The 10,057-nt window shown below is 66.5% G+C and carries 8 protein-coding genes; 1 reads left to right on the top strand and 7 read right to left on the bottom strand.

Annotation, left to right across the window (positions count from 1 at the left end; all coding sequences use genetic code 11):
• Window positions 1-2 precede the first annotated feature (2 nt).
• From ATO3_RS05490 to ATO3_RS05465, 6 genes are all read right to left on the bottom strand, one after another.
• Window positions 3-935: a GAF domain-containing protein gene (locus tag ATO3_RS05490; RefSeq protein ID WP_088648824.1), complete on the bottom strand. Its 933-nt coding sequence runs from the start codon at window positions 933-935 to the stop codon at window positions 3-5.
• Between the two features lie 101 nt (window positions 936-1,036).
• Window positions 1,037-2,719 carry an ABC transporter ATP-binding protein gene (locus ATO3_RS05485; protein ID WP_088648823.1) on the bottom strand — a complete coding sequence of 561 codons (1,683 nt, stop codon included), beginning with the start codon at window positions 2,717-2,719 and terminating at the stop codon, window positions 1,037-1,039.
• A 6-nt stretch (window positions 2,720-2,725) separates the two neighbouring features.
• Entirely contained in the window at window positions 2,726-3,811 is a 1,086-nt protein-coding gene (locus tag ATO3_RS05480; RefSeq protein WP_088648822.1) for an ABC transporter permease, read from the bottom strand.
• A gap of 150 nt (window positions 3,812-3,961) precedes the next feature.
• A complete protein-coding gene (locus tag ATO3_RS05475) occupies window positions 3,962-5,329 on the bottom strand; it encodes a CmpA/NrtA family ABC transporter substrate-binding protein (RefSeq protein WP_088648821.1) in 1,368 nt (455 codons plus the stop codon).
• 307 nt (window positions 5,330-5,636) lie between these two features.
• Complete coding sequence (locus ATO3_RS05470; RefSeq protein WP_088648820.1) at window positions 5,637-6,806, bottom strand: CmpA/NrtA family ABC transporter substrate-binding protein; 1,170 nt, start codon at window positions 6,804-6,806, stop codon at window positions 5,637-5,639.
• A complete protein-coding gene (locus tag ATO3_RS05465; protein WP_088649342.1) occupies window positions 6,803-7,387 on the bottom strand; it encodes an ANTAR domain-containing response regulator in 585 nt (194 codons plus the stop codon). The genes ATO3_RS05470 and ATO3_RS05465 overlap by 4 nt, the downstream gene beginning before the upstream one ends.
• Window positions 7,388-7,761: 374 nt before the next feature.
• Here ATO3_RS05465 and ATO3_RS05460 point away from each other — a divergent pair, with 374 nt between their 5' ends.
• Window positions 7,762-8,790, top strand: coding sequence for a ribonuclease T2 family protein (locus ATO3_RS05460; protein WP_088648819.1), 1,029 nt, complete (start codon window positions 7,762-7,764; stop codon window positions 8,788-8,790).
• A gap of 296 nt (window positions 8,791-9,086) precedes the next feature.
• Here the strand turns inward: ATO3_RS05460 and ATO3_RS05455 are convergent, their stop codons facing one another.
• A complete protein-coding gene (locus ATO3_RS05455; RefSeq protein ID WP_088648818.1) occupies window positions 9,087-9,875 on the bottom strand; it encodes a tyrosine-type recombinase/integrase in 789 nt (262 codons plus the stop codon).
• Window positions 9,876-10,057 lie beyond the last annotated feature (182 nt).

Genomic DNA, 10,057 nt, shown 5'->3' with positions numbered 1-10,057 from the left:
CTTCACGAATACCAGGCGACGATGTGGGCGATGGCGCTGCCGCGGTAGATCGGCAGGCCGACGACATCCGAATACCCGGCCGGCAGGCCCGGCGCGGACTTCTGCGCGACGGGCAGGCCGGAGCCGAGGACCTGGCCGATCGGGCCCTGCCAGGCGCTGATGCGGCGGGGGTTGTCCTCGCTCCAGAGCGGGCCCTCGCGGTCGCAGATGCCGTCGATCATGACGGCGGAATTGGCGCTGCCAACCTTGGCGGCGCGGGCATCCCAGATCTCGAACCGATGGGCGATGGGGGTGCCGCGGGCCGACAGCAGGGTCAGCACGCTGTTCTCGCCGTCGGGCCGCGCGATGGGCAGGCCGAGGCCGGTGGTCAGCCCGGCCTTGCCGGCGCTTTCCGACCGGATGAAGCGGTAGCCGGAGCCCAGGTCACGCATCAGGATCGGCGTCTGCGAGGCCCAGACCCCGCCCGGCAGGCCCTGTCCCTTGGGGAAATGGGTGTGCTGGCTGACCCATTCGAAATGTTTCGCGGCGCCGTAATAGCCGTCGTCCAGCATCAGGTAGCCGTCTTTCTCCGACCAGAGCTCGATCGCGCCGGTGCGGATGTCGTCATCCGAGCAGAGCACCACGAGGACGGCCTTCAGCTCTTCGCCGGCGAAGACCGGGATCGCGACGGCGGCGGTCAGTCCGGCCTCTTTCGCGGCCTCGGTGCGCTTGAAATAGGACCCGTCGAAGGCCTTCAGCACGACGGGGCGGCCTTCGGCCCAGGCCTTGCCGGGCAGGCCCTCGCCCTTCTTGAAGCTGGTGTGGCCGCTGATGGCCTCGAAAGCGTCGAGCCCGCCGTAATTCCCGCCGGCCTGGACCAGCGTGTCGCCCTCGGGGCGCCAGATCTCGGTGACTTCTATGAACGGCCGCGTGGCCTGTTCGACTGCCGTATCCATGGCAAACATCCTTGCTGTCGGTCTGTCGCAGGTTGGCCTGCTGGTTGGCTTGCGTGTTTGGCTTGGGCCGGTTCCGCCGGGGGAAGTCGGCGGAACCGGCGTCACTCTGCCGCGATGGGCTTGGGCTGCGCCTTTGCCTTGGGCGTGGCGCCGTGCTCGTATTCCTCGAGGAAATTCAGCACCTGTTCGCGGTAGAGGTAGTAATCGGGGTGTTCGAGCAGCGCCTTGCGGGTGCGCGGGCGCGGCAGGTTCACATCGACGACCTTGCCGATGGTGGCCTGGGGGCCGTTGGTCATCATGACCACGCGGTCGGCCAGCAGGATCGCCTCGTCCACGTCGTGGGTGACGCAGATCGCGGTGACCTTGGTGCGGCTCCAGACCTCCATCAGCACCTCCTGCAGTTCCCAGCGGGTCAGGCTGTCGAGCATGCCGAAGGGCTCATCGAGCAGCAGGAGCTTGGGCGAGAGGGCGAAGGCGCGGGCGATGCCGACACGCTGCTTCATGCCGTTGGACAGGTCGTTGGCGGACTTGTCCATCGCATCGCCAAGGCCGACGCGTTCGAGGTAATATTCCACCACGTCCTGACGTTCGGCCTGCGACGCCTTGGGATAGACCTTGTCGACCCCGATCGCCACGTTCTCCTTCGCCGTCAGCCAGGGGAACAGCGAGGGCGACTGGAACACCACCGCGCGCTCCGGATCGGCGCCGCGGACCTCGTAGCCGTCAAGCTTGATGACACCCTTGGAGATGTCGTTGAGCCCGGCGGCCATGGTCAGCACGGTGGACTTGCCGCAGCCGGAATGCCCGATCAGCGAGACGAATTCGCCCCGGTTGAGCTTCAGGTTGAAATCCTCGACCACGGTCAGCGGCCCCTTGGGCGTCGGGTAGATCTTGTGCAGCTGTTCGAAGGTCAGGAAGCGGTCGTCGATCAGGCCTTCCTGCGCCTTGGTCACGGCGGCGGGGACCGAGTGGATGGGCGTGACGTTGGGCAGGGTCTTCGTGCCCTCGGCCCTGGACTGGATGCCCACGTCCATCAGGTAATTGGTGACCCGCGCGCGCAGCGTCTTGAACCCCTCGTCATGGTTCATCTCGCCCCGGTCGCGGGGGCGCGGGATGGTGACGGGGAATTCCTCGCCCAGCGAGCCGTCTGGGTTCAGCGCGATGATGCGGTCGGCCAGCAGGATCGCCTCGTCCACGTCGTTGGTGATCAGGACACAGGTCTTCTTGTCGGCCTCCCAGATGCCTTCGATCTCGTCCGCCAGGTTGGCCCGCGTCAGCGCGTCGAGCGCCGAGAGCGGCTCGTCCAGCAGCAGGACCTCGGGATCCATGGCCAGCGCCCGGGCGACGTTGACGCGCTGGCGCATGCCGCCGGAGAGTTCCGCCGGGCGGCGCGTGGTGGCGTGGCCGAGGCCGACCATCTTGACGTAATGGGCGACCTTCCCGGCCTTCTCGGCCTTCGACATGCCGGGGAAGACCGTGTCGACGGCCAGCTGCACGTTGCCGTTGACCGTGAGCCAGGGCATCAGCGAGTAGTTCTGGAAGATCACGCCGCGTTCGCGGCCCGGGCCGTCGATCGGCTGGCCCCGATAGGTGACCGTGCCTTTCGTCGGTTTCTCAAGCCCCGCCATCAGGTTGATCAGCGTGGTCTTGCCGGTGCCGGAGAAGCCGAGCAGCACGAGAAACTCGCCGTCTTCCACTTTCAGGTCGATGTTCTTCAGGACGTCGGTGCGGGCGGTGCCCTCACCGAAGCTTTTGGAGACGTTGGAAAATTCGATGACAGCCATGGGACCTTACCGGTTGTTGGTGAAGGTGAAGAGGGACTGGATCGCGAACATCAGCCGGTCGAGCAGGAAGCCGATGATGCCGATGGTGAAGACCGCGACCATGATCCGGGCGAGCGAGTCGGACGAGCCGTTCTGGAATTCGTCCCAGACGAATTTGCCCAGGCCCGGGTTCTGGGCCAGCATCTCGGCGGCGATCAGGACCATCCAGCCGACGCCGAGCGACAGGCGGAGACCGGTGAAGATCAGCGGCAGCGCCGAGGGCAGGACCAGCTTGGTGATCTTGGTCCAGGTGCCCATCTTCAGCACCTTGGAGACGTTGACGAGATCCTTGTCGATCGAGGCCACGCCGAGCGCGGTGTTGATCAGCGTCGGCCAGAGCGAGCAGAGCGTCACGGTGATGGCCGAGGTCAGGAAGGATTTGGTGAAGAGCCCGTCGTCGACGGTGTAGGTGGCCGAGACGACCATGGTGACGATGGGCAGCCAGGCGAGCGGCGAGACCGGCTTGAAGATCTGGATCAGCGGGTTCATCGCGGCGTTGGCGGTGGCCGAGAGACCGCCGAGGATGCCCAGCGGGACCGCGACGATGGTGGCCAGCAGGAAGCCGAAGAAGACGGTTTTGATCGAGGTCCAGATCTGCTGGTAATAGGTCGGCTGGCCGGTGTAGTCGCGCCACTTGATACGGTCGGTCTCGCCGGCCTCCTCGAAGCGGGCGTTGCGTTCGTCCTGACGCTCGTAGAAGGCGGCGCGCTTCTCGCGCTCGCGCACGGCATCCTCGTTGAGGTTGATCACCTGTTCCCAGACCTGGGCCGGGCCGGGGATGGCGCCGAGCGAGGTCTGCACGGTGGGCGCCAGGGCGGACCAGGCGACGAGGAAGGCGACGATGGCGACGAGGGGCACGCCGAGCAGGCGCCAGACGTCCTTCATCTGGGCCTTCGGGTTGTCGCCGGCGGCGGCCTTGAGCAGCGGGGTCATCCAGGCCAGGCCCAGGACCTGGAACCAGGCGCCGGCCTTGTTGATGCGGTTGAAACGTCGCGCCTGCCGGGCCTCGGCTTCGGCGTCGCGGCTGAGCGTATCGGGGTCAGTGGCGGTCATTGGCTCGTGGCTCCGGTTGGATGGGGCGGCTTTTGGGTGGACGGCGGGACGACGCTCGCGCCTTTGGCGCATCGCCCCGCCCACCATCCCTTGCGGGTCTTGGGGAGAGGAGAGGTGGTCCGCCCCGGACGCGGGGCGCGACGGCCGGGATCAGCCCTGGACTTCGTTTCCGACGACTTTCTGCTCGCCCTTCAGGCCGATCGGCAGGCTGTCGAGATAGGCGTTGGGCGTGCGGCCGTCGAAGGGGATGCCGTCGATGATGTCCCCGGCCGGGGTCGGTGCCTTGTAACCATCGCTGTCGAAGGGGAAATCCGCTTCCGACGCATAGCCGTCCTCGATCACGAGGCGGGCGGCTTCGAGGTAGATCTCGGGCTTGTAGACCGACTTGGCGACCTCATCGAACCAGCTGTCCGGCTTGGGATCGGCGATCTGGCCCCAGCGGCGCATCTGCGTCAGGTACCAGACGGCATCGGAATAGAACGGGTAGGTCGCGTTGTAGCGGAAGAACACGTTGAAATCGGGGACCTCGCGGGTGTCGCCCTTCTCGTATTCGAACGTCCCGGTCATCGAATTCGCGATCACCTCTTCATCGGCGCCGACGTATTCCGAGCGCGACAGGATCTCGACCGCTTCTTCGCGGTTGGCATTGTCGTTCTCGTCCAGCCAGATCGCCGCGCGGATCAGCGCCTTGACGATGGCCAGCGTGGTGTTCGGATTTTCCTCGGCGAATTCGGCGGTGATGCCGAAGACCTTCTCGGGGTTGTTCTTCCATAGCTCGTAATCGGTGATCACCGGCACGCCGATGCCCTTGAACACGGCCTGCTGGTTCCACGGCTCGCCCACGCAATAGCCGGAGATCGTGCCGGCCTCGAGCGTGGCGGGCATCTGCGGCGGCGGGGTCACGGACAGCAGCACGTCGGCGTTGATCTGGCCGGAGATGTTGTCGGGCGAGTAATAGCCCGGGTGCAGGCCGCCGGCGGCGAGCCAGTAGCGCAGTTCGTAATTGTGGGTGGAGACGGGGAAGACCATGCCCATGTTGAAGGGCTTGCCCTCGTTGCGGAACTGCTCGACCACCGGCTTCATCGCCGCGGCCGAGATCGGGTGCTGCGGCAGGCCGTCTGCGTTGGTCGGGATGTTGGGCTTCATCATCTCCCAGACCTCGTTCGACACGGTGATGCCGTTGCCGTTCAGGTCCATCGAGAAGGGGGTGATGATATGCGCCTCGGTGCCGAAGCCGATGGTCGCGGCCAGCGGCTGGCCGGCCAGCATATGCGCGCCGTCGAGCTGGCCGTCGATCACGCCGTCCAGCAGCACCTTCCAGTTGGCCTGGGCCTCAAGCGTCACGAACAGGCCTTCGTCCTCGAAATAGCCGTTTTCATAGGCGATGGCGAGAGGCGCCATGTCGGTCAGCTTGATGAAGCCGAACGTCAGCTCGTCCTTTTCGACATCGAGCCAGTCGGCAAAGGCCGGGGCGGACAGCAGGGTGGTGGCAAGGAGGGCGGTCAGGGTGGTCTTCATGGTCAGGTCCTTCGGTCTGGCCCCGGGCTGGGAAGGAGGCGAGGCAGAAAACAGAAAAAGCCGCTGAACCGAGAGGACACGCGCGAATATTGCTGGCGCATGCACAGATCGGATCAAGCAGCTTTGCTCGAAACCCACGACATTGGGGAAGGTCTATGCGGGAACGCCATTGTTCGACCGCGTACCCAAACGTTGCTGCATTGCGGACAAGGATGCAAGCAAAACGAAGCTGGAGGGGTTAATTGCTGCGAATTCTAACAATCCCGAACGGGGATTGCCTGAAAATCGGGCTGAAAATCAGGCCGATTCAGGCCGACGGGTCAAAAATCTGGCCGTCGAAGAACGGATCGGGCGCCAGAATCAGCGTGCCCGAGGCCGAGGCGACCTCGGTCGGGACGGTAATCGCGCCTTCCAGTTTCTCCGATGCGCCGGGCAGATCCACGTGCAGCGGCGCCAGCGCCTGGCGGTAGATGTCGGCGCGGAAGACCTGGGCCGCCTCGCGCGCCGCGCTGCGATCGAGCCCCATGCGCGCGGCCAGCCGTTCGGCGATCCAGGCGGCCTGACTGCGCCACGGGAAGCCGGCGGCCCCCGCGTGGAAGGCGATGAACCCCTCGCAGATGCGCAGGTCGCCCTCGGGCGAGATCACCATGCGGCCCGACAACGCGCGTTCCAGCACCTCTGCGCTGATATCCAGGTATTCGGTGCGCGACAGGATCTCGGAGGCGGTCGCCAGGTTGTCGGGCTGGCCCAGCCAGCGCCCGGCCTGCCACATCGCCCGGACGAGGCTGCGCGCAAGGCCGGGCTGCTCTTCGGCCCAGCTTTCGCGCACGGCCAGCACCTTTTCCGGCGCGCGGGCCCAGATCGCGTTGCCGGGCAGCAGCAGCGCGCCAACCCCGGTTTCCACGGCGATGGAGCCCCAGGGCTCGCCCACGCAGAAGGCGTCGATCTCGCCCCGGGCCATGGCCTCGGCCATCAGCGGCGGCGGGATGGTGCGCACGTCCAGACCCTGGGGCGTCTGAACGCCGATGGCGCCCAGCCAGTAATAGAGAAGCTCGGCATGCATCGAGAAGGGGAAGGGCACGCCGATCCGCAGCCGCCCGTCGACCGCGGCCATCAGGGCTGGGCCGGCGGCCTTGGGGTCGGCGAAATCGAACCGGTAGCCGGCATCGCGCATCCGGGCGGCCAGCGCGGTGGAGACGCCGATGACATTGCCGTTGACGGACAGGACCGACAGCGCGTTCAGCCGCGCCGCGATCCCGCCCAGCCCCAGCGCGGCCGCAACCGGCACGGGTGAAAGCATATGCGCGGCGTCGATCTGGCCCATGGCGACCCAGTCGCGCAGGGTGGACCAGCTGGGCGCCTTGGCCAGCTGCAGGTCCAGCCCCTCTTCCTCGGCATAGCCCAGCTCCTTCGCGACGATGAAGGGCGCGGAATCCACCAGCGGGATGAACCCCGCCTTCAGCTGTGCCAGGCTCATGACAGCAGCCCCGCCGCCGTCACGATCGCCTCGGCCACGTCGGCCATCTTGCGGCCCTGCGCCATCGCCGTCTTGCGCATCAGCGCATAGGCCTCGTCCTCGTCGATCTTGCGGGCCTTCATCAGGATGCCCTTGGCGCGGTCGATCACCTTGCGCTCTTCCAGCGCCTTCTTGGTCGCCTCAAGTTCCGTGCGCATGCGCTGGAACATGTGGAAGCGGGTGATCGCGGCGTCCATGATCGGCTTGATCCGCTCGGGCCGCAGCCCGTCGACGACATAGGCCGACACGCCCGCCTCGATCGCGGCCTTGGTCAGCCCGTCGTCGGACTGGTCCACGAACATCGCCACCGGCCGCTCGGTCGCGCCCGAGGCCATGGTCAGCTCTTCGAGCATGTCGCGCGACGGGCTGGCCATGTCGACCAGCACGATGTCGGGGTTCCGCTCCTTGATGCGGCGGGCCAGCGCGGTCTCTTCCGAGACGACAAAGATGTCATGCGCGCCCGAGTCGCGCAGGCTGTCGACGATGAGCAGCGCGCGGTCCCGGTCCTGTTCGACGACGACGATGGAGAGTGGTTTTTGCATCGCGACCATCTGACAAGTGTTGCCGGGCAGGAGAACGCTCCGCGTGACGCCTGGCACGGGTATGGTGATATCGTGTTCGGATTCTGGGCATCCGGCGCGAGTTGTGCCTGCCTTTTGGGCAGATCCTTGCGCCGCATGGTGGCGTGATCCCGGGGGCCGGACCGCGCGGCGCGGGGTTTTGCGTCTGCAGGCGCGCGACTCATGGCAGGTCTTCTGCTGTTTCCCGTCGTGCGCGCGCTCTGCCATGCGGCGTCTTGTTTCCACGCGCATCACGGCACATTGCTTGGTCGGGGTTCTTTCGCCGCGGCCTCCGGTTCCGCGCCGTCCTGGCGGTGTCCAACCCTTGTGTCCGGGTCCATCAGCGAGGTCGTCGCATGTTCCGCTTTCTGCTGTCCGCTGTCCTTCCCGCGCTGTCCCTTGCCGCTTTGGGCGGCGCCGTGCAGGCGCAGCTTCGGCTTGACGGCTGGTTCATCGCGCAGGACCGCTGCGAGCTATATCAATCGAAGAACAGCCTGACGAATCCCGGCGGCCTGCGGGCCGAGCCGCGGCTGACCTATGACATGATCGGCCGGAACACGCAGGGCGGCGACTGGTACCAGGTGAAGGTCCCCGGCGCGCCGGTCACGCCGGATCGCTGGATCCATGGCGATTGCGGGATCCACGTGGTCGCCGCCACGCCCGGCCCGGACGGCCGCGGTCCCCCGCCTGAAGGGTTCGAGCCCGCCAAGGGCGAAGAGGCTACCGACCTGCTGATGGCCGTCAGCTGGCAGCCGGCCTTCTGCGAACAGCGTCCCCTGAAGACGGAATGCCGACAGCTCAACGATGGCCTGCTGCCCTTCACCGAGACCCGGCTGTCGATCCACGGGCTCTGGCCGCAGCCGCGCGGGGTGGAGTATTGCGGTGTCCCGCAGCCGCTCATCGCGCTGGACCGCGACGGCCGGTGGCAGGACCTGCCCGCGCCGGAGCTGGACGCCGACACCGCCGAGCGACTGGCCACCGCCATGCCCGGCACGGCCAGCTTCCTGGAGCGGCATGAATGGATCCGGCACGGCACCTGCTTTTTCGGCGCGGGCGGAGCGGACGAGTATTTCGACGACACGTTGCGGGTGCTGGACGCGATCAACGACTCTCCGGTCGGCGCGCTGATGGAGGCGCGCGTGGGCGCCGAGCTGTCGGGGGCCGAGCTGCGGGCGGCCTTCGACGCGGCCTTCGGAGTCGGCGCCGGGGACCGGGTGACGGTGGAATGCCGGGGTGACCGCGGCCGGCTGCTGATCCAGGAGCTGAAGATCGCGCTGAAGGGGCAGATCACCGAGACGGCGGATGTCGGCGTTCTGATCCTCGCCGCCGATCCGCTCAGCCCGGGCTGCGATGCGGGCATCGTGGATGCGGCCGGGCTGCAATGACCCGATGACGGGACCTTGTCGGCCGGGGGCGACGCCGCATCAGGCCCCCCGTTCCCGGCCCGAGGCAAAAAAATCGCCGTTTTCCGTCTTTGTGCCGATCCGGGGCTGATGTTTCCTGTTCGCACCGGAGGTTTCCGCGACCTGCTTCAATTCAACCGACTTTGGATCTTGTTTGTTCTGAAGGGCAGGCGTATGCCCGGCGGTGGGGCACCCCTCCCAACGAGGGACAGGTGTTGTCCCGGATTCTTCCCTATATTTCATGAGCTTGGTTCCTCCTTGTCGGGGCGCTGTGTCGCTTATGTGTCAAACAGCGTGTCGGTGACGGTCTTGTCCTCGATCGCGTGGGCGTATGTGCGCAGCACCGTGGTGGCATCCTTCCAGCCGCCACGCTCGGCCACGGTCTTCACGTCAAAGCCGTTTTGCAGCATCGAGGTGGCGAAGCCATGGCGGCAGCAATGGGGCGTCAGGCGCTCGATCCCGGCGCGGGCAGCGACGTTGTTCCAGGGGCCCCGGACGCTGCCGCGACCGGCATAGCCAAAGACGCTGTCATCCGGCTTGCGGTTCGAGGGGATGCTCTCCAGCGCCCGGACGAGGTCTGGCTGAAGGTGGGCAATCCGGCTCCACGGCCGTGGCTTGTGCAGCTGGATCTTCGCGGTTGATCCGGCCAGGTCCACATCCCGCCACTGAAGGCGGCAGGCTTCCCCGACCCGCGCGGCGGTGCCAAACATGAACAGGCAGATGGCAGCGAGGTGCGGCAACCCGTCCTGCTCTGCCTGACGGGCGAAGGCGCGCACCCATGCCAGGGTGGCTGGCGTCTTGATCGCAGGGTCTTCGCTGTATCGTCTCACGGATATCCGCTGGCACCAGCCAAGCTCGGCCGCGTGATTGATTGCAGCCTGCGTCGGCTTGATCACCTGGCGGTTCCAGGTCGGCTCTGCCGCATGCGGATAGATCTTCCGGGCGGCCTGACGGATCGTTTCGGCGCGGACCTCGTCGACGGGCATGTCCTTCCAGAAATCCGCAAGGCGCAGCAGGAACCGTTCCGGCTTTTCGGCGTCCAGATATGCGGTGAAGACCTGTGCCATCGTCAGCCCTGCGCCCGGCCCGTCGAACTTCCGGTCCCATGCCTTGGCTTCCGTTTCTGCCTTGATCCGCTCGGCGATGTTCCGGTCAGCATCGTATGCCGATCCTGTCTAACAGCCCGCCGCGCATTGCGGCCATCCTTTAGGCGGACCTCGACGCTGCCCGAACTCAGCATTTCATCGTG

This window comes from Marinibacterium profundimaris, assembly GCF_002210095.1.
Classification (GTDB): Bacteria; Pseudomonadota; Alphaproteobacteria; order Rhodobacterales; family Rhodobacteraceae; genus Marinibacterium; species Marinibacterium profundimaris.
The sequence above is the reverse complement of the archived record's forward strand: the minus strand, read 5'-3'. Positions and strand labels throughout refer to the sequence as shown.